Genomic DNA, 21,341 nt, shown 5'->3' on the forward strand with positions numbered 1-21,341 from the left:
CATTTTGTTTGAACCGTAAGTAACCCAAACTGCGCAAGAAACGGATCTGTTTCCTAATTTAAATTAAGTATGATTGACTCATCCAATACCATTTTATTAGCGATAAATGATGATAAAGACTAACCATAATGCAGATTTAGCGTCGCCTGAGTCGGTAGATTATTATCGAATTGAACAAGCAATTGAGTATATTCAGGCTAATTTTAAACAGCAGCCATCTTTGGAAACCATTGCGAGCGCGGTTAATTTAAGCCCGTATCATTTTCAGCGTATGTTTAAAACATGGGCTGGCGTTAGCCCCAAAAAGTTTATTCAATACATTAGCTTGGATTATGCAAGGTTACTGTTAAAACAAAACCAGTCTGTTTTGGATACTGCATTTGAAACCGGCTTATCCAGTCCGAGTCGCTTGCATGAATTATTTATCAACATTGAGGCAATGACTCCGGCTGAATTTAAAAGTGGCGGCGCTAATTTAACGATCTTTTATTCATTTTGGTTCAGCCCATTTGGGCAAATGTTAATTGCTTCTACTGTTAAAGGCATTTGCCATATTCAGTTTAATCAAAACAAAGCAGCAGCACTGGCTGATTTACATAAGCGTTTTGAAAATGCTCAATTTAAATTTATTCAAACCGAAGCACATCAAGCGGTTGCCACTGTTTTTAACCAAAGTTCAGCTGATTTAAAGCAAATAAAACTGCATTTGGCTGCAACCCCTTTTCAGCTAAAAGTGTGGGAAAGTCTGCTTAAAATACCGACAGCGACTTTATCGACTTATCGTGATATTGCGGAACGTATTGGTAAACCCAAAGCAGCCAGAGCAGTGGGTAGCGCAATTGGACAAAACCCAGTTGCTTTTTTAATCCCTTGCCACAGAGTGATCCAAACCAGTGGCCACTTAGGGGGATATATGTGGGGCTTACCTAAAAAGTCTGCAATTATTGGCTGGGAAGCAACACGCTAACTAACCAACCTTACCAGCCCAAAATCTTTGAGTAAATTATCGATAGGACTAGGTTTGTGAATGTAATAACCTTGTAGATAATCAACTTTAATTGACTCTAAAGTTGACTTGACCTGGGCATTAGAAACGTACTCTACTATGGTTTTTAAACCCATTGTATGGCCTATTTTATTAATGGCATCAACCATGGCCTGATCAAAAGTATTATTGTTGATATCTTTAACAAAAGAGCCATCAATTTTTAAATAATCGATAGGTAAACTTTTAAGATATCCAAAAGATGATAAACCACTACCAAAATCATCCAGTGCAAAACGGATACCTACTTTACGTAATTGCTCCATCACATCAGATGCTTTATGTAAATTGGAAATTGCTATAGTTTCTGTGATTTCAAAAACAATATGCCCTCCGTCGATACTATATTTATCTAACATAGCCATAATGAAATTTTTTAATTCTGGTTTATTAATAGATTCACCGGATAAGTTTATAGAACAGGTAAGTTGTTTAGGTAATTTCCCTTTATTTTCAGATAGCCACTTAAATGAGTTTTTAATGACCCATTGATCAATTGAGTGCATTAAATTATATCGCTCAGCAGTAGGAATAAAAGCACCAGGCATATAAATCTCATCATCTAAATGCATTCTAAGTAAAACTTCAAACTTAAGGCTTTTTTCAAGGCTGTTTACTGGAGCTATTTGCTGAAAATAGAGTTTAAATTTATCCTGCTCTAATGCTTGGTTAATTCTACTGACCCATTTGACTTGGCTCTTTCTTGCATTGATCTCTTTATCATCTGGTTGATATAAGTATACGTTATTACGTCCTAAGTCTTTTGATGCATAACAAGCAGCATCTGCTAATTGGATAATATCATTAACACTATTGGAGTATTGATCGATAGGAATAACCCCGATACTAGTCGTTACTGTAAATTCTTTTCCTTCCCAGTTAAATCGATAAGATTCTATTTTATCTCGAATGTTTTCAGCTACTTTCTGACCTTTTTCTATATCGCAGTGATATAAAATAGCAGCAAACTCATCTCCTCCTAACCGAGCTAAAATATCACTACTTCTAATTTTTTGTTTCATGTAATGAGCTACTTGTCGTAATAGCTCATCTCCAGCTTGATGGCCGCATAAATCGTTGACGATTTTAAACCTATCTAAATCTATATATAAAAGGATATGGCTCTGTTTGGTATGAATACTATCTTCTACTAACTCAGCTAAACAGCGATCAAACTCTGTTCGATTGATCAATCCAGTTAAACCATCATGCTTTGCTTGATGATTTAACTGGCGCTGAATGATTTGAGATTGAGTAACATCTTGGAACACAACAACGGTGCCGTTTACATTATTATTTTGATCAAACATGGGGGCTATAGTATGTCTAATCGCTCTTACACTACCGTCTCGACAATAAAGCAATCTGGGTTTATTCGTTACATGAGTTTGTTTATTTTCAATCACAGAACGTATTATGGCATCGTTTGGTCTTTGCTCTGGTGAGTCAACAACCGCCATAACTTGATAAATTTTACGTTTTTTTGCTTTGGCTAATGGCCAACCAATCAAAGACTCTGCTATGGGGTTCATATATACTATATTACCACTAGCTGTTGTGGTAATTACCCCATCACCGATAGAGTCCAAAGTGGCATGCATTTGCTCTTTTTCTGCATGCAAAGCCGCTTCTATAGCTTTATATTCAGTCATATCATTAATTAAACATGTATGCTCAATAATTGAATGACTGCTTTGAGTAATGACAATATCTAAAAATTTTGTTTTAAGTTGCTGATATGGTTGGCCTTCAAATCTTAGATGAGATGGTTTGATAAATAATTGATTAAAATCACCAATAAAAGGTAATTCATTTCCACTATTGAACTCTGAAACGTGGTCAATTGTAAAGATATCTGAAATTCTACGGCCTAAGGCTTCACTTTCATTAATACTAAAAATAGCTTCGGCTGCAGGATTCATGCTCACTATGTGTTGGGCTGCGTCGAGTGTAACAACACCAGCCTGTATATCTCTGACTATACTTTGTGTTTTAGCTGAGTTTTGTTCAATTACATCCATCATTTGATTATATTTTTCAGCGATTAAACCAACTTCAGTGAAAGGTTCTACAGGAATACGGTGTGCTAAATTAGATTCTTGCTTTTTAAGGTTAACCAAAAAATCATGTAAATCATTACGAGCATTGTGTTCAGCAATATTTAAACCGTTATGTTCGTCTATTTTACTTACTCTGAGTGGGTAAAAATGATTGATAATATAAAGAACTAAATAACTCAGGCTAAACGACCAAAGTGCACAACTTATAATCCCTTCAAGTTGTACCAAAAACTGTTCAGTACGGCTTAAACCGGTATTTAACAAAGACAAATCACCAAATAAAGCGACAGCTAAAGTACCCCATATACCTGCAAATAAATGTACTGGAATGGCAGAAATTGCATCATCTAATTTTAGTTTGGCTAATAAGTTAACCCCTAAGATCATAAATAAACTACCACCAATACCAATAATAATGGCTTGTAATTGATTAACCGCGTGGCACGATGCTGTAATTGCAACTAGGCCTGATAAAATTCCGTTTAACAGCACAACGCTTTTTTCAAGGTGAGAGCTTGTCCAAAACAAGGTAATTAGATATGCACCGAGACCTCCAGCACAAGCTGCAAGTAAGGTATTAATTATGATCATTGGAATATTAGACGAAAAAGCTAATGTGCTGCCTGCATTAAAGCCTACCCAGCCGACAATAAATAATACAATGCCCAGCATTGCAGCCGGTAAATTACTAAATGGAATAGCAAAACTTTGCTCAGAGCTAAACCGACCGATTCTGGGACCAATAATAATGATTGCAGCCAACGCGACCCAACCACCAACACTGTGAACAACAGTTGAACCAGCAAAATCGATAAAACCGGCTTGAGCTAAATATCCTGTTTGGCTCTGATTAAAACCTGCCCAAGCCCAGTGGCCAAAGACAGGATAAATAACCCCAACAATTAACAAAGTGATCAATTTGTAAGCGACATATTTAGTTCGTTCTGCAATGGCACCAGATACAATAGTTGCAGCCGTTGCACAGAACATAGCCTGAAATATAAAAAAACTAGCTTCATACGGATATTCAGTACTGACTTCAAAGCCAAATTGACTAGTTCCAATTAACCCTTGATAGCTTGTCCCAAACATAATGCCATAGCTAATGAACCACCACATAAGAAAGGTTAATGCAAAGTCAGCTGCATTTTTTAATGCGACATTAATCGCGTTCTTTTTTCGAGTTAAACCTGATTCTAAAAATAAAAAACCGCCTTGCATAATTAAAACTAGAACAGCACAAAATAAAACCCAAAGAATGTCGATTGTCATTAATTTACTCCGCAAAATACGCAGCTAATCATTAGCAGGTTATATGCCAGCTTTAATAAACAAGGTTATTACGACTAAAAGGTCAAATAATTTGTTCTACAAAATGTTTATATTGGTGCAATAGGAGAAATTGGTGCAGTAGCAGACTAAATAAAACAAAATAGTGCATAACCATATTAGCTAGGGTCTGTTGACGTTTGATGTACAAATTTTGTTCTAACTAAATGCTTTTTAATTGAGGCGCAGCATTGAAGGCCTAATGGATTAAGTCAAAATGCTACAACAAAGAGTAAAAAGCATTTAGGACGAACCTAAAGGCAGCGTTTGTTTGGCATTTCTTCTGCGTTATAGCTCATTTATGTAGCTTACTACACGTCAATCGCTATGCCTTGGATAAATACCAAACAAAACTGCTGCAAAATTGTATTCAAAAGATCAACAGACCCTAGCGTATTTTGCAAAATTTACTCAATAGCTTTGATTGGCTTTACCGTTGTGGAGAGTTAAAATATGAATAGGATTAAATTTAATCAATAAATAAAAAAAAGGAGGCGGCGCCTCCTTTAAATCTATTACTTTTAAATTCTTGTGAATATTATTTTTATAATGCTGAAATGGCCTGATTTAAGGTTGTACTCGGGCGCATAACCTCACCAGCTTGATCGTCATTTGGCTTGTAGTAACCACCAATCTCAACAGCATTACCTTGAACCGAAACTAACTCTTCAACAATCTTAGCTTCGTTGTCTGCTAATGCTTTAGCGACTGGGGCAAAAGCGGCTGCCAAATCAGCATCTTCTGTTTGAGCTGCTAATGCTTGTGCCCAATAAAGTGCAATATAAAAATGACTACCACGGTTGTCGATGCCACCTAATTTACGAGACGGCGACTTATTATTGTCTAACAATAAACCAGTTGCTTTATCTAACGCATTGGCTAAAACGCTGGCTTTAGCATTATCCATTGTATTTGATAAATGCTCAAAAGAGGCCGCTAGCGCTAAAAACTCACCTAATGAATCCCAACGTAAATAGTTTTGATTCACTAATTGTTCTACGTGTTTAGGTGCACTACCACCCGCGCCAGTTTCAAATAAACCACCACCGTTCATCAGTGGCACAATAGATAACATTTTTGCACTAGTGCCTAATTCTAAAATTGGGAACAAGTCAGTTAAGTAATCACGTAATACGTTACCCGTTGCTGAAATGGTATCTAAACCCGCTTTAACGCGTTTTAAAGTTGCTTTAGTCGCTTCAACCGGCGCTAAAATCTGAATATCTAAACCATCGGTATCATGCTCAGGTAAATATGCTTTTACCTTTTTAATCATTTGAGCGTCGTGCGCACGGTTTTCATCTAACCAGAAAATAACAGGTGTGTTAGATAAACGTGAGCGGGTAACTGCTAATTTAACCCAGTCTTGAATAGGGGCATCTTTAGCTTGCGACATACGGAAAATATCATCCGTATCAACAGTTTGTTCCATTAAAACAGTGCCGTTGTCCGCTACAACTTTGATTGAGCCTTTGCCTGTTGCTTGGAATGTTTTATCGTGCGAACCATATTCTTCAGCTTTTTGAGCCATTAAACCAACGTTAGGGACTGTACCCATAGTTGCTGGATCAAATGCGCCATTTTCGATACAGAATTTAACGGTTTCATCATAAACACCGGCATAACAGCGATCTGGAATAACCGCTTTAGCGTCTTGTTCTTCGCCTGCGCTGTTCCACATTTTACCGCCGCCACGGATCATAGCTGGCATAGAAGCATCAATAATGACATCGCTTGGTACGTGTAAATTGGTGATACCTTTATCAGAGTTAACCATAGCTAGCGATGGTGCATTGTCATATAACTTGGCAAAATCAGCATTGATTTCAGCTTGTTTTGCTGGCTCAAGTTTTTCGATTTTTGCAAACACATCACCAATACCGTTATTTAAATCAACACCTAGCTCAGCGAATGTAGCGGCATGTTTTTCTAAAACATCCTGATAAAAAACAGAAACACACTGACCAAAAATAATTGGGTCAGATACTTTCATCATGGTTGCTTTCATGTGTAATGAAAATAATACGCCTTTTGCTTTTGCATCTTGAATTTGCTCAGCTAAAAATGCACGAAGTGCTTTAGCGCTCATCACTGATGAGTCAATGACTTCACCCGCTTGGAGTGGCGCAAAATCTTTTAATAAGGTGGTAGAGCCGTCTTCAGCCGTAAATTCAATTTTAAATTGACAAGCTGAATCTAAAGTAACGGATTTTTCGCTGCCGTAAAAATCACCTTCAGTCATTGAAGCGACATGCGCTTTTGAATCTTTTGACCATTCACCCATACGGTGTGGATTTTTCTTCGCATAGTTTTTAACTGCCGTAGGTGCACGGCGATCTGAGTTACCTTCACGTAAAACAGGGTTAACTGCAGAACCTAATACTTTTGCATAAGTGGCTTTTATCGCTTTTTCTTCATCAGTTTTTGGCTCAGCAGGATAATCCGGTAATGCAAAACCTTTAGCTTGTAATTCTTTAATCGCCGCAACTAACTGAGGAATAGAAGCACTGATATTCGGTAATTTAATAATGTTGGCTTCAGGTTTTTTAGCTAATTCACCTAATTCTGCTAAGTCGTCAGATTGTTTTTGTGCATCTGATAAATACTCAGGAAAATGAGCCAAAATACGGCCAGCTAATGAAATGTCGCGGGTTTCTACTTCAATATCAGCTTGTTTAGCAAAAGCTTGAACAATTGGCAAAAACGAATAAGTTGCCAGAGCCGGTGCTTCATCTGTAATTGTGTAGATAATTTTAGGCGTTTTGCTTGTCATTGACGTTTCCTTTTAATGGCATTTTGCTCAAACATGAGCTTAAAACGAGTTAATCCAACCAGCTTAGCAAAAAACAAAAAAATTTTGCTAACGCTTAGCTAAAAATTGTTTAAACAATCTACAGGCAGGTTAATCGCTTGTCTTAATGCAAGGTTAAAGTTTAATTCTAGCCTGATTCTATCAAGGAAAATCATAACTACAAGCGCAAATTAATTAGGCTTAATTATGGTGATTATTTATCAAATCATATATTTGCCGATTTATGCTTATATATAAATTTATTTTACGTTAAGCTGTCACTGTGAAAATAAACACAGTGATTAGATAAAAGTGACAAATCAGGTTAGCCCAAATAAAAACAGACCTTTTTCGTTGTCTGCGAAAAATACCAGCCACAATAAAAAAGTAGCTAAAAACAAAACGACTACTAATAAAAGTAAATTCAGCGCTCAAAAAACAAAGCAACAAATAAGCAACAAACCCAAAAAAGGACTGCGTGATTTAACTACGCATAAACCACAAAACCAATCACAAACACCAACCTTGGTTATTGTATTTAATAAACCTTTTAATGTATTAACTCAGTTTACTGACGAGCAAAACCGGCAAACATTAAAAGATTTTATTGATATAAAAAACGTTTATGCCGCAGGCCGGTTAGATAAAGATTCTGAAGGATTACTCATTTTAACCAATAATGGTCAACTTCAGCACCTGCTTGCAAACCCAGATAAAAAGCAAGGTAAAACGTATTGGGTACAAGTTGAAGGCGAGGTGAGCACTGCACAAATTCAGGCGCTTGAGCAAGGTGTTGAGCTAAAAGATGGGATGACTAAACCTGCAAACGTTAAGCTAATAGAGCAACCCGCCGGTTTATGGCCGCGTAATCCGCCAATTCGTCAGCGCCAGTCAATTCCGACAAGCTGGCTTGAACTCACTTTATTTGAAGGTAAAAACCGCCAAGTCAGACGAATGACAGCGCACGTTGGATTACCAACATTAAGATTAATTCGCTGCCAAATTGCCAATATTAAATTAAATAATTTACAGCCCGGCCAGTGGCGTGAAATTAACGCTGAGTCAATTGAGCTAGATAACTAAATGGCATATAAATAAAACCGATAAAAATCGAAAATACAAAAAATCAATAAACGATAATAAAAGGACGCTTCATGTTTAAACCAAATACAACAGTCGCTTGTATTGTTAAATGCAACCATCATTTTTTATTAGTAGAAGAAACCGAAGATGGCCGACAAGTTTATAATCAGCCTGCCGGACATTTAGAACAAAATGAAAGTTTGCTCGACGCGGCTAAACGTGAATTATATGAAGAAACCGGATTAAAGTTAGAACCACAAGCTTTAGTTGGGATTTACCAAAGCGAAGTTAAACATAAAAATATTCAGTATTTAAGGTTTTGTTATTTAATTGAACTTGAGCAAAATGAACTGCCAAAAACACAGCCTCAAGACAGTGATATTACCGCCGCACATTGGTTTACACTTGAGCAAATAGATCAAAAATTATCGCAAATGCGCAGCCCGTTGGTTAAAATTTGTCTGGATGATTACCTTGCTGGTAAACGGATCCCACTTTCAGGTGTGCAAAGTTATTTATAGCGCAAAGAAACAATGCTAGAATAAGCCCCCATTTTTAGCAGCAGGTTTAAATAAATATGTCTAATAACAGTGATAAAAAAGTCATTGTTGGTATGTCTGGCGGTGTCGACTCTTCAGTTTCAGCTTATTTATTACTTCAACAGGGATATCAGGTTGAAGGGTTATTTATGAAAAACTGGGAAGAAGACGACACAGATGAATATTGCGCAGCCGCACAAGATTTAGCTGATGCACAAGCCGTTGCCGATAAATTAGGCATAGAATTACACACAGTAAATTTTGCCGCCGAGTATTGGGATAATGTATTTGAATACTTTTTGGCTGAATATAGAGCAGGGCGCACACCAAACCCTGACATTATGTGTAACAAAGAAATTAAATTTAAAGCCTTTTTAGAGTTTGCCGCCGACGCATTAGGTGCCGATTATATTGCGACTGGCCATTATGTTCGCCGAGCTTTGGTAGAAGGCCAATGGCAAATGTTACGTGGTTTGGATAACAATAAAGACCAGAGTTATTTTTTATATACTTTGGCGAGCGAACATATTGCGCAAACATTATTCCCGGTAGGCGAATTAGAAAAACCAGAAGTACGCCGAATTGCCGAAGAGCAAGGTTTGGTGACCGCAGATAAAAAAGACTCAACTGGCATTTGTTTTATTGGTGAGCGTAAATTTAAAGACTTTTTACAACAATATTTACCGGCACAACCGGGTGATATTGAAACTACTGAAGGCGAAATAATTGGCCGTCACGAAGGATTAATGTACCACACTTTAGGTCAACGCAAAGGCTTAGGCATTGGCGGATTAAAAGATGCCGGTGAAGCGCCTTGGTATACAGTAGATAAAGATTTACAACGCAATGTATTAGTGGTTGCACAAGGCAATAAACATCCAAGATTGTTTTCTAATGGCATGATAGTGAATCAGGCGCATTGGGTTGATCGCAAAGGTCCACAGGGTGAATACTCGTGTACAGTGAAAACCCGCTACCGCCAGACGGATGTTAGCTGCACAATCACTCAAATCGATGATGAAAATTATCAGGTCATGTTTAATGAGCCGGTTGCTGCAGTTACACCGGGCCAATCTGCGGTGTTTTACTCAGGTGAAACCTGTTTAGGTGGCGCTATCATTGATCAATTAATTAAATAAAAAAGAGTATTAATGGCGCAAGTAACTTTTCAGCAAACTTTAGCGTTAGCAGGTGTTTGTCAGGCCTGTTATATGGTGCAAACAATTGCCCGTCGCGGCGCGTTGAACGAGCCGGAATTAGCAACTATGCTTGAGAGCGTGCTTAATACCAGCCCGGAAAATGCCGAAGCCGTTTATGGCGGTGCAGATAAATTATTAACCGGCTTTAAAATTATCCGTGAACAACTGGGTAATAATTCGCATGTTAAAGATGCCGAATTAACCCGTTATGTTTTAAGTGCGTTAACGCTTGAAAGACGATTAAACAAACGCAAGGGTAGTTTGCAGCAGTTATCTAAACAAATCAGTTTAATTGAACAAAAACGTGCTCATTTTGAGCTTACTCATGAATTAGTGTTAGAAGGCTTTGCCCAGGCTTATAAACAAGTCATTAGTCCACTTGGTTCACCGATTAAAGTTTTAGGCAATCCAGATTTACTAAAACAAAACTCGGTACAAAATAAAGTGCGAGCTTTATTATTAGCGGCCGTTCGTTCGGCTGTATTGTGGCGGCAATCTGGTGGTCAGCGCAGAAATATTGTTTTTCGCAGGCAACAATGGGTACATTATGCCGAGCAAGCCCTTAAACAATACGCTTTATCTTAACAGGAGATTTCAATGGAGTTATCCAGCTTAACTGCAATTTCACCGGTTGACGGCCGCTACGGCAGCAAAACTGTTGAATTGCGTCCAATTTTCAGTGAATTTGGTTTAACTAAATACCGTGTAACAGTTGAGGTTCGCTGGTTACAAAAAATGGCTCAAATTGCAGGCATTCAAGAAGTTCCGGCATTTTCAGAAGAAGCGAATCTAGTATTAAATAAGATTGTTGATGAGTTTAGTGAAGCGGATGCTGCGCGAGTGAAAGAAATTGAGCGCACCACTAACCACGACGTAAAAGCAGTTGAATATTTCTTAAAAGAAAAAATTGCTAACAATGCTGAATTGCATGCAGTGACTGAGTTTTTCCACTTTGCTTGTACTTCTGAAGATATTAATAACTTATCACACGGTTTAATGTTAAACGAAGCTCGTGATACAGTTATTTTACCTTATATTGATAAAATTTTGGCTGAGTTAAAGCGTTTAGCCAAAGACTACCGTGATGTTGCTATGATGGCGCGTACGCATGGTCAGCCTGCGTCTCCAACCACTATGGGTAAAGAGATGGCAAACGTATATATGCGTTTAAAACGCCAGCGTGATCAAATTGCAGCGGTTGAGATTTTAGGTAAATTTAATGGCGCTGTAGGTAACTATAATGCTCACTTATCGGCTTACCCTGAACTTGACTGGAATGAAATTAGCGAAAGCTATGTGACTAGCCTAGGTTTAACTTGGAACCCTTATACAACGCAAATTGAACCGCATGATTATATTGCTGAGTTATTTGATGCGGTTGCGCGTGCGAATACCATTATTTTAGACTTTGACCGTGATATTTGGGCTTACATTGCTTTAGGTCACTTTAAGCAAAAAACAGTAGCTGGTGAAATTGGCTCTTCAACTATGCCACATAAAGTTAACCCGATTGATTTTGAAAACTCAGAAGGTAACTTAGGTTTAGCAAATGCAATTTTCACTCACTTAGCTCAAAAATTACCAGTGTCTCGCTGGCAGCGTGATTTAACAGACTCAACTGTTTTACGTAATTTAGGGGTAGGTGCTGCACATTCAATTATTGCGTATCAGGCAACCTTAAAAGGTATCAGCAAGTTAGAAGTAAACGAGCAAAGTTTATTAACTGAACTTGATCAAAACTGGGAATTATTAGCTGAGCCAATTCAAACTGTGATGCGCCGTTATGCAATTGAAAAGCCATACGAAAAGTTAAAAGAGTTAACTCGTGGTAAGCGCGTTAATAAACAAATCATGGCTGATTTTATTGATAACCTTGAAATTCCGGCTGATGAAAAAGTCCGTTTAAAACAAATGACACCAGCAAGCTATATTGGTCGTGCTCAAGCATTTGTTGACGAAATTTAAGCATTTACTTAAATTTTAACGTTAATAATAAGGCAGCTATTTTTAGCTGCCTTTTGCGTTTTTACTGTAAAGAGCAGGGTTGCTGATTTTTGGTTTATCAATGAGGTTATATGATAAATAAACAACACCAAGTTAAAGTATTTGCTTTTGTTATGGCGTTAACAATGTCGTGCATTATGTCATTTGTTATCACGCTTTTTAATTTAGGTTGGATCAACGGCGTATTATTAATTTGGTTAAAAGCATGGGCTTTTGCATTTTGTGTCGCTTTTCCGACTATACTGCTGGTCACACCTTTTGTTAGAAAAATCGTTGGATTTTTAATTAAAGACTAAAAATATGACTTATCAATTGTTTAACTTTTCTGAAGCTGAGTTTTTAAATACCTACTGGCAAAAAAAGCCGGTGTTAATTAAAGGGGCATTTAAAAACTTTATTGATCCACTGGATGCAGATGAGCTTGCCGGTTTAGCTATGGAAGAAGAAGTTGAATCGCGTTTAATTTGTAAACAGGCTAATAAATGGCAAGTGGAACATGGGCCGTTTGAAGATTATAGCCATTTACCAGAAACAGATTGGACACTATTGGTACAAGCGGTTGATCACTGGTCAACGGAAGCGGCTGCGTTAATGAGTCCGTTTCGATTTATTCCAAACTGGCGGATTGATGATTTAATGGTGAGCTTTTCTATGCCTGGCGGTGGGGTTGGCGCGCATGTTGATCAATACGATGTATTTATTTTACAAGGACAAGGAAAACGTCATTGGAAAGTTGGCGCGCAACAAAAGTTAACTGAAAAAGTACCGCATCCTGATTTACTGCAAATTACTGGATTTGACGCTTGTATTGACGACATTTTAGAACCGGGCGATTTATTATATATTCCGCCGGGTTGCCCGCACGAAGGTTATGCAATTGAACCGTCACTTAATTATTCGATTGGTTTTAGAGCGCCGAATCAACAAGACTTACTTTCTGCTTTTGCCGATTTTGCGTTGCAAGAAGAATGTTTTAAACAAAGATATGCCGATCCAAATTTAACGTTACGTGACAATATTAGCCAAATAAATACCGGTGAAATTGCTCAAATTAAAGAGTTGATTTTATCAACGGTTAGTGATAAGTCAAAGTTGGAGCTATTTTTGGGGCGATATCTGAGCCAAGCTAAACATGACTTAAATATTCAGCCAATCGAACCTGCTTATGAACCAGAAGATTTAATTGAGCTATTAGAACAAGCTCAGGCACAAGCCATTAACTGGTTTAGATTAGGCGGACTTCGCTGTATTTTTATTGATACTCAGTTATTTATTAATGGTGAGTCAGTTGAGTTAAATTCGGCGCAAATGCCAATTGCACAGTTAATTGCAACTCAAGAAGAATATAGCGCAGCAGAATTAATTGAATTAACCAATAACCCGGATGCGTTAAATTTATTATTAGCTTTGGTAAACGAAGGTTTTATTTTTATTGATGCCGATGAAGCGTTTTAGCTTGCTTTTTTAATCTGTTAGCTATACCAAAGCGGTGTAAATTTGGGTACAATTTCGCGCTTATTTTTATTCCTGAATTTTAATATGAGTTAAGTTGAATTTGGATGTTTGAATTAAACCCGATACAAAATAAATTAAAAGATATTGCTGAGCGTACTCAAACGCTTAGGGGGTATCTTTGACTATGAACAAAAGTCAGAACGGTTAGAAGAAGTTTCACGCGAGCTAGAATCGCCGGATGTCTGGAATGAGCCAGAAAAAGCTCAGGCGCTAGGTAAAGAGCGCTCATCACTTGAAATGGTTGTTAAAACGATTGACGATCTTGAACAGGGCGTCGAGGACGTAGACGGCCTGATTGAATTAGCGGTAGAAGCTGAAGACCAAGACACCTTTGATGAAGCTTTAGCTGAGCTGGCTGAACTAGAAAAGAAAATTGGCGAATTAGAATTTCGCCGTATGTTCAGCGGGCCGCATGATTCTGCGGACTGTTATATCGATTTACAATCTGGCTCAGGCGGAACCGAAGCGCAAGACTGGTGCAGCATGTTGCTGAGAATGTACTTACGCTGGGCTGAAGCACACGATTTTAAAGCTGAATTAATTGAAGTCTCAGATGGTGAAGTTGCTGGGGTTAAATCGGCAACCATTCGCATTGCCGGTGATTATGCGTTTGGTTGGTTAAGAACCGAAACTGGCGTACACAGATTAGTTCGTAAATCACCGTTTGATTCAGGTAACCGCCGTCATACTTCTTTTGCATCTGCATTTGTGTATCCAGAAGTGGATGATGATATTGAAATTGATATTAATCCGGCAGATTTACGGATTGATACATATCGGGCTTCTGGTGCGGGCGGTCAGCACGTTAACCGAACCGATTCAGCCGTGCGTATTACCCATATTCCAACCAATACTGTGGTTCAGTGCCAGAATGATCGTTCTCAACACAAAAATAAAGATCAGGCGATGAAACAGCTAAAAGCAAAACTGTATGAACTGGAATTGCAAAAACAAAATGCCGAAAAACAAGCTATGGAAGACGGTAAGTCTGATATAGGTTGGGGTAGTCAAATCCGCTCTTATGTATTGGATGATTCGCGGATTAAAGATTTAAGAACCGGGGTTGAAAACCGTAATACTCAGGCTGTATTAGATGGTGATTTAGATCCTTACATTGAGGCTGCTTTAAAAGCAGGGCTCTAAGATAAGCAAATACAGAGTATTAAGCTGAAACCGAGTAAGTTAACAGCATTAGTCATTTACTGGAAAAATTATGTCTGAACAAAACGAATTAAATCAAAACGAAATCGCCCAGGAACACAATAAATTAATTGCTGAGCGTAAAGCTAAGCTGGCGAATATTCGTGAAAAATGTCCGGCCAATGCGCACCCGAACGATTTTCAACCAGAGCATTATGCCGCCGATTTACAAGCAGAGTTTGGTGAAAAAGATAAACCAACATTAGAAGCTGAAGATAATCAGGTTTCTATTGCCGGCCGTATTATGGCAAAACGTGGTCCTTTTATGGTTATTCAGGACATGACAGGCCGTATTCAAGCTTATGCCGATAAAAAGACAGTTCAGGAAGATTTAAAAGAACGTTATGGTGTATTAGATATCGGTGACATTATCGGTATTAAAGGGCCGTTACATAAATCAGGCAAAGGTGATTTATATGTGCACATGGTTGAATATAAATTATTAACTAAATCACTGCGCCCATTACCTGAAAAATATCATGGCCTTGCTGATCAAGAAACCAAATACCGCCAGCGTTATATTGATTTAATGATCAATCAACAAACCCGTGATGTATTCCAGATCCGCTCTAAAATAGTGAGTGGCATTCGCCAGTATTTATCTGAGCGTCGCTTTATGGAAGTTGAAACGCCAATGTTACAGGTGATTCCGGGCGGTGCATCGGCAAAACCATTTGTCACTCACCATAATGCATTAAGCATAGATATGTTTTTACGTATCGCGCCTGAGCTTTATTTAAAGCGTTTAGTGGTTGGTGGATTTGATCGTGTATTTGAAATTAACCGTAACTTCCGTAACGAAGGGTTAAGTACACGTCATAACCCAGAGTTCACTATGATCGAATTCTATCAGGCATACGCTGATTACAATGATTTAATGAACTTAACTGAAGATATGTTACGTACGCTTGCGCAAAACGTATTAGGCACAACGATTGTGACCAATACTAAACGTAACGATGAAGGTGAAGTATTAGAAACCATTGAGTACGATTTTGGCCAGCCGTTCCAACGTTTATCAATGGCGGATGCTGTGATTAAATATGCGCCGGAATTAGATGCCGCCGTGATTAAAGATCCAGAAAATAACTTTGATGCGATCCGTGCTATTTCCAAATCTTTACACATTAAAGAGCCTGAGCAAGAAGGGGTTTGGGGCGCTGGCAAATATTTATGCGAAATTTTTGAAGAAGTTGCTGAGCATAAACTGATCCAACCTACTTTTATCACTGAATACCCGTGGGAAGTTTCACCACTTGCACGCCGTAACGATGATAACCCGTTTGTAACTGACCGCTTTGAGTTTTTTGTTGGTGGCCGTGAACTAGCAAATGGTTTCTCAGAATTAAATGATGCAGAAGATCAAGCCGCGCGTTTCCGTAAACAGGTTGAAGAAAAAGATGCAGGTGATGAAGAAGCAATGCATTACGACGATGATTATATTACCGCACTGGAATACGGCTTACCGCCAACAGCTGGTGAAGGTATTGGTATTGACCGTTTAGTGATGCTATTTGCTGATTGTCCAACGATTAAAGACGTTATTTTATTCCCGCACATGCGCCCGTTAAGTGATGCTTAATTGCGATGATTCGTGATAATCAATAACGAATTTTAAAAGTGAAAAAGCCGGTTTATCGCAAGATAAACCGGCTTTTATCGTTTAAAGTAGGGGCTTTTAATTAAAGCGCTTGTTCACTTTCGCTAAACTCTAATCCACCTTGATTTATCCATAATCTGGTTTCAGGTATTGCTTCAACATGGCCAGCGCCAACCGCTAAGCTATTATTAAAGAAAATATCAACATAGCCATCATTATTGATATCACCAACTGCTGCATTATGGGTATAGGTTTTTTTATCGCTCAAAGCATTGTAAGTAATATCTTCCATGCCATTTGCTCTGTTCATTAATAATAAATTGGCAAAACCGGGAAAAGGTCGCCAATCATTACCATGATCCGGAATGAGTAAATCTTCAAATCCATCATTGTCAAAATCACTCACAATCCAAGCTCTGGCATGTTGAACACCCCGTTGATTAGGGCTTAAATAACTATCATCTAACGTGAAAATACCTTGTCCATTATTAATAAGAACATGAAGCGGTACAGTTTCTGTGCTACTAGCGATATCAGGGTTATTTGCTGAAATTGAAGCACTGGTTACCCAGTCTTTAAAACCATCTCTATTAACATCCAGTAAAGCACCACCTTGAGTTCTAAAATGAGCAGAATAATGTACTTCAAACTTTAAATTACCAGGCGTACTTTGGTTAATAAATGATGGTACCTGCGAATTAGTTGAATAAATATGGCTTATAAGATCTACTTTCCCGTTATTGTTAAGATCCCCTGCGAGTAGATCATAAATTTGATAAACATAGCCATCTTCGGCTGATAAAGCGCCGTAGCGTAAAGAGCTAAATTGATGAGTATAACCGTTACTACTTTCAACTATGGTGATATTAGCTGGAGTAAAATGCCCCTGACCATTATTTAAATAAATGGTACCAGCAGCGCAAGGCGTTTCAGCATTTTCAAAAGTGCAGGTAATAGATCCACCGCCCATTATAAAATCATCAAATCCATCATTATCAAAATCAGCAATGCTTAAATTAGCCCAACCATTCTGATACATTTCATTCGAAATATTGGCGGTTGCATCCCTAAAACTGCCATCGCCATTTGCCAAGTACAAATGAATCCGCATTGAAAAGTCAATTTCTTCTGGATCAGTTTCAACTGTAATTATGTCAATAAAATCATCCTGATTCGCGTTAATTGTAGCCATAAACACTTGATAGTTTTGCCCTTTAAGTTGAGTCATTTCAAATGTATTTTGCTTGAGTTCAAATTGGCCTGTTCCATCATTTAAATAAATTTCCATAGAGTTAAATGATTCATTTGAATTGGACATTGGGTTGAATACAATATCTTTGAAGCCATCAGCATTCGTATCAAAAATCAGTGAAGATGCGATCCCGCCCGGTGGTGAGGTTTCTGGTGTTGGTTGTTCAGGCTGATTTATGTTGGGTTGGTTATCATTATGGCTATTATTGTCACTATTGCCACCACCGCCACAAGCAGTTAATAACAAACCAAATATAATGCCACTGTATTTAATGTTTTTCATTTTTTACCCTTACTGCACTTATATCAGAAAATGACGAGCTCATTTTCACAGGTAAATAAAATGTAACTGAACCTAGCCCATTAATCTTCCCCCCGTTGAGGGGTTGGTAAGGAAAGCTTAATAAGGAAAGCTTAATAAAAGGCTTACTAACTCTGATTGGCTATTAACGCCAGTTTTTAAATAAATGGATTTGATGTAATCTTTGATTGTATGAGGAGAGCGCTCTAACTCTAGCGCTATTTGATTACGATGAATACCAAGCAACAATAATTCACATATATTGACTTCTACTGATGTTAAACCAAATATAAGCGCAATGCTTTCGCAGTTCGCGGCAGGTGAACTTTCTTTATCATAAAAATAGACAATCGCACCAGATAATCTGGCTCCGCGATGATGTTGTACCGGCATAACCAAAAGGGTAAGCGGGTATTGCTCCGAATCTAAATGAATTATGCTTCGTTCACTTGTACCGGGTTGGGCCAAACTCGCCTTCATAATTGCCGTTTTTAGCTGGTTTGTTGCTTCAGTTGAGGAAAGCTGTAACCTAGATGACGATAGCGTGATATTTTGGTAAATACTTAAAAGCTGCTTAGCCGACTCGTTGGCATATAATACTTCGCCATGTTGGTGGAACAAGATTGAAGGATGGTGAATTAAATCGAGAATACTGTAATCATATTCAGAATATACCGCCGATTTTAATTGAAAGTATAATTTAAATGCTTGTTTTAAATGAGGAACTAACTGGTTTAACGCAGCAATGTCGGCACGCGAGAATACCCCGTTTTTTGTTTGGCGATGAGCATGAAAGTAGACTGTGCACTGTTCTAATTGGATAATACAGCCAGCAATATCAATAAACTCATGTTGGTCAAACCATTTATGTATCGGGGCAAAACGATAGTTTTGATAATCATCCGGTAGCCTTCCGTGATCTAACATAAAGCCGTACACTTTTTCGGTTGGCTGTTGGGCCATAAATTGACCAAAATAATTAAAGTCTAAGAGATTTTGCTCAATACCTTCAATTATTGCAGCGGTTGTCGGTCCTGCAATCCATACAGTTTCTAATTCAACAAAATCTACTTGATGACTTTGAATATGCAAAATGGCATCAGATAATGAAAAGTCATCAATTAAACGTTCTAAAAACGGTTGAAAGTGTTCATGATGACTTGGCGCAGAATAAAGCAGTTGTAATTGCTGACTAAAAAATACCATTTTATTAAACATCTTTTTGTAATTTTATACTTGATTAAATAACATTGTATACTCAAGTGATTGAAGGTACGACATTTTACCTTGGTAATAAGAATATTCGAATAATAGAGAGTTACCGTAAAAACAATTATTCAGAATTATGAAAGGGTCAGTTGGTCTACTTAGCTTATGCTTGGTTTATAAATAATGTATTTTATCGACGGATAGTTTCGGGGAGGCAAATGTTTTATAGAGGAGGCTTTTAAGATCCGGCTGTATTATAAAATATACTTATATTCATTCTAAGTGTTATTCTGTTCGGTTAAAACAAAATAACACTTATCAATTGATTATAATAAAGAATTACCAGCGATAGGTTGCACCAAGCGTATATTGCTGACCTCGTCCAGGCGTGCCGGGCACTTCTTCAAACTCTTCATCCCATAAATTATCCGCCGCGAGCGTAACTGTTAATCCATTGATTTGTTTCGGGGTAACCGTTAGCGCTAAATGGGTAAATAAAGCTTGATCACTGCCGCTGCGTAGCGCGTTTTCCTGCTGTTGTCGCCACTCGTTATCAATCCGAATCTCAATGGTTTCTGCCGGTCGCCAGATTGCGCCAAGTGTTACTCGGTGATCCGGATAATTTAACGCATAAAAGCTGGCATCTATATCGGCTGTACCATAATCTTCATCTTTTTTAAGATAGGTATAACTTGCAATGATTTCAGCATGCTCAAAATAGTGAGTGGCCAGTAGCTCAACCCCAGTTGTATTGATATCAACCGGATTGGCAAAACGAGCTGAGGTAGATTCAAAACGATAAGTCCAGTCGGTTAAGTTATTATCCTGACGGTAAAAAATGGCTGAATTTAAGCGCCAGTTATGTTGATCTAAACCTAAACCTAACTCAATATTTTGAGTCGTTTCGCGCTCAAGCTGATAATTACTGCGAAATAATCCGCCCGATTCGCTGCCGCCAATAGCGGTATAACCAGCGACCTGACTAGCCTCTGCATAAGAAAAATAAACGGTTTTGGCACTGCCATCGGCATTGGTTGTGGTTAAGGTAATATCCCCTAATAAAGAAATCTCAGAATCGTCTCGGTTAGTATCATCAAACGCGGCCCCTAAGCGTACCGTAAGCTGCTGATTATTATCAATTGTGGTTTGATATTCCGGTAATATACTGGCTTTAAAATAATTTCGAGAGGTGAAGTTATTTTCTAAAGACGTTGATTTAATTGAGTCTGCAATAAATTGGGTAGCATAATTTAAAGCAAAAGATTCAGACTGTGCATGTCGCCCTGAAAACGCGACCGATTTAACTTCTGTTTCGTGAAACGACTCAAATGCAGACGGGTTTTCGCGTGAATAAACATAATGATCATTATGTTTACGATAATAAGCAGATACTTCAAATGAGCTGTCAGTTGCATAATTTTGCTGATGGTTGAGTAAAAATAGCTGAGTTTCTAAATCTTCAGTTTCATTTACGCCAAACGGGGTATACATATTTGGCCAGCCAAAAAATTTATTCTGCGAGCCAAAAAATAAATCTGTTTGCGAATTTGAACTCGTTAGCTGAATCCGCCCTGATGCGCGATTAAAATCATGATCGCCATTTTCAATTGAACCGTCGCTGGCTGAGCGTGAATATTCACCCTCAAAACCTAATTGCCAGTCTTTATGCTCTAACTCGTTTAACCAGCCAGCGTGAATACTTTGTAGGTTAAAATTATTATTGCCGATACCCAGTGATACGCTGCCTGCTGTTTTGACCGGTTTCCAGCCAAAAGCAACTGTACCGACAGAGCTATTCATTCCATAAAGGGCGTTATCTGCACCGGTTAAAATATAAGGGCCTCGTAACATTTGTGGTGCAATTGGAATTTCAGCTACATAATGGCCAGTTTGTGGATCAAGCAAGGTTGCGCTGCCGATACGAAAACCAGTATTTTCAAAAATACCCCCACGAATAGTTACATCGGCCTGAGCCTCAGCCATATTACGCGACTGTAAATCAACGCGTGGATCGTATTCCAAATTAGATACTGCTGAATCAAAAGTGCCAACAGGCTCTTGATTGGCAGTGACCGATGCTTCAACTTTGATAAGTTCAACGTCTTCTGTGGAAGCTGTCTGACTGGCTGCAAATGAAAGTGGGGAGGTACTGCATAATAAAACAGGCAAAATACTGTGTGCCGCTCGGTTCATTTTAAAATGTCTCTTTATTGCT

The 21,341-nt window shown here is 38.2% G+C and carries 15 protein-coding genes; 10 read left to right on the forward strand and 5 right to left on the reverse strand.

Annotated elements, in window-relative coordinates; genetic code table 11:
* The first annotated feature begins 106 nt into the window (after nucleotides 1-106).
* The gene (locus tag N7931_RS02795; RefSeq protein WP_262791774.1) at nucleotides 107-967 is read left to right on the forward strand and encodes a bifunctional transcriptional activator/DNA repair enzyme AdaA; all 861 of its coding nucleotides are present in this window, start codon (nucleotides 107-109) and stop codon (nucleotides 965-967) included.
* On the opposite strand, the gene amt is transcribed toward N7931_RS02795, so the two are convergent.
* Both amt and N7931_RS02805 read right to left on the reverse strand, forming a co-directional pair.
* A complete protein-coding gene (gene amt, locus N7931_RS02800) occupies nucleotides 964-4,377 on the reverse strand; it encodes an ammonium transporter (protein WP_262791775.1) in 3,414 nt (1,137 codons plus the stop codon). The two genes, N7931_RS02795 and amt, sit on opposite strands and share 4 nt — an antisense overlap.
* 601 nt (nucleotides 4,378-4,978) lie before the next feature.
* The gene (locus N7931_RS02805; protein WP_262791776.1) at nucleotides 4,979-7,207 is read right to left on the reverse strand and encodes an NADP-dependent isocitrate dehydrogenase; all 2,229 of its coding nucleotides are present in this window, start codon (nucleotides 7,205-7,207) and stop codon (nucleotides 4,979-4,981) included.
* Nucleotides 7,208-7,537: 330 nt separating this feature from the next.
* On the opposite strand from N7931_RS02805, the gene N7931_RS02810 reads away from it, so the two are divergent.
* The 9 genes from N7931_RS02810 to lysS all read left to right on the forward strand — a co-directional run bounded on the left by N7931_RS02810 (nucleotide 7,538) and on the right by lysS (nucleotide 16,347).
* Nucleotides 7,538-8,308 carry an rRNA large subunit pseudouridine synthase E gene (locus N7931_RS02810; protein ID WP_410369327.1) on the forward strand — a complete coding sequence of 257 codons (771 nt, stop codon included), beginning with the start codon at nucleotides 7,538-7,540 and terminating at the stop codon, nucleotides 8,306-8,308.
* A 71-nt stretch (nucleotides 8,309-8,379) separates the two neighbouring features.
* Nucleotides 8,380-8,829, forward strand: a complete 450-nt coding sequence (locus N7931_RS02815) for an NUDIX hydrolase (RefSeq protein ID WP_262791777.1) — start codon at nucleotides 8,380-8,382, stop codon at nucleotides 8,827-8,829.
* A gap of 56 nt (nucleotides 8,830-8,885) precedes the next feature.
* Nucleotides 8,886-9,986 (forward strand): tRNA 2-thiouridine(34) synthase MnmA, encoded by a 1,101-nt coding sequence (gene mnmA / locus N7931_RS02820; protein WP_262791779.1) that lies wholly within the window; start codon nucleotides 8,886-8,888, stop codon nucleotides 9,984-9,986.
* Nucleotides 9,987-9,998: 12 nt separating this feature from the next.
* Entirely contained in the window at nucleotides 9,999-10,631 is a 633-nt protein-coding gene (hflD, locus tag N7931_RS02825) for a high frequency lysogenization protein HflD (protein ID WP_262791780.1), read from the forward strand.
* A gap of 12 nt (nucleotides 10,632-10,643) precedes the next feature.
* Complete coding sequence (gene purB / locus N7931_RS02830) at nucleotides 10,644-12,011, forward strand: adenylosuccinate lyase (protein ID WP_262791781.1); 1,368 nt, start codon at nucleotides 10,644-10,646, stop codon at nucleotides 12,009-12,011.
* Nucleotides 12,012-12,121: 110 nt separating this feature from the next.
* Entirely contained in the window at nucleotides 12,122-12,346 is a 225-nt protein-coding gene (locus tag N7931_RS02835) for a DUF2798 domain-containing protein (RefSeq protein ID WP_262791783.1), read from the forward strand.
* Nucleotides 12,347-12,350: 4 nt separating this feature from the next.
* Nucleotides 12,351-13,505, forward strand: coding sequence for a cupin domain-containing protein (locus N7931_RS02840; RefSeq protein WP_262791784.1), 1,155 nt, complete (start codon nucleotides 12,351-12,353; stop codon nucleotides 13,503-13,505).
* A 104-nt stretch (nucleotides 13,506-13,609) separates the two neighbouring features.
* Nucleotides 13,610-14,708, forward strand: a protein-coding gene (gene prfB / locus N7931_RS02845; protein ID WP_262791785.1) for a peptide chain release factor 2 whose coding sequence is annotated in 2 segments (ribosomal slippage) — nucleotides 13,610-13,684 and nucleotides 13,686-14,708 — 1,098 coding nt in all. Because the reading frame shifts where the segments join, the coding sequence is not laid out codon by codon here.
* Between the two features lie 70 nt (nucleotides 14,709-14,778).
* Entirely contained in the window at nucleotides 14,779-16,347 is a 1,569-nt protein-coding gene (gene lysS, locus N7931_RS02850) for a lysine--tRNA ligase (protein ID WP_262791786.1), read from the forward strand.
* 100 nt (nucleotides 16,348-16,447) lie between these two features.
* Here the strand turns inward: lysS and N7931_RS02855 are convergent, their stop codons facing one another.
* The 3 genes from N7931_RS02855 to N7931_RS02865 form a co-directional block, all read right to left on the reverse strand.
* Nucleotides 16,448-17,899, reverse strand: coding sequence for an FG-GAP repeat domain-containing protein (locus N7931_RS02855; protein ID WP_262791788.1), 1,452 nt, complete (start codon nucleotides 17,897-17,899; stop codon nucleotides 16,448-16,450).
* Between the two features lie 117 nt (nucleotides 17,900-18,016).
* Nucleotides 18,017-19,135 carry a helix-turn-helix transcriptional regulator gene (locus N7931_RS02860; protein WP_262791790.1) on the reverse strand — a complete coding sequence of 373 codons (1,119 nt, stop codon included), beginning with the start codon at nucleotides 19,133-19,135 and terminating at the stop codon, nucleotides 18,017-18,019.
* A 330-nt stretch (nucleotides 19,136-19,465) separates the two neighbouring features.
* A complete protein-coding gene (locus tag N7931_RS02865; RefSeq protein ID WP_262791791.1) occupies nucleotides 19,466-21,319 on the reverse strand; it encodes a TonB-dependent receptor plug domain-containing protein in 1,854 nt (617 codons plus the stop codon).
* Nucleotides 21,320-21,341: the final 22 nt, after the last annotated feature.

The sequence above is a fragment of the Catenovulum sp. 2E275 genome (genome assembly GCF_025515275.1).
In the GTDB taxonomy this organism is placed as follows: Bacteria; Pseudomonadota; Gammaproteobacteria; order Enterobacterales; family Alteromonadaceae; genus Catenovulum.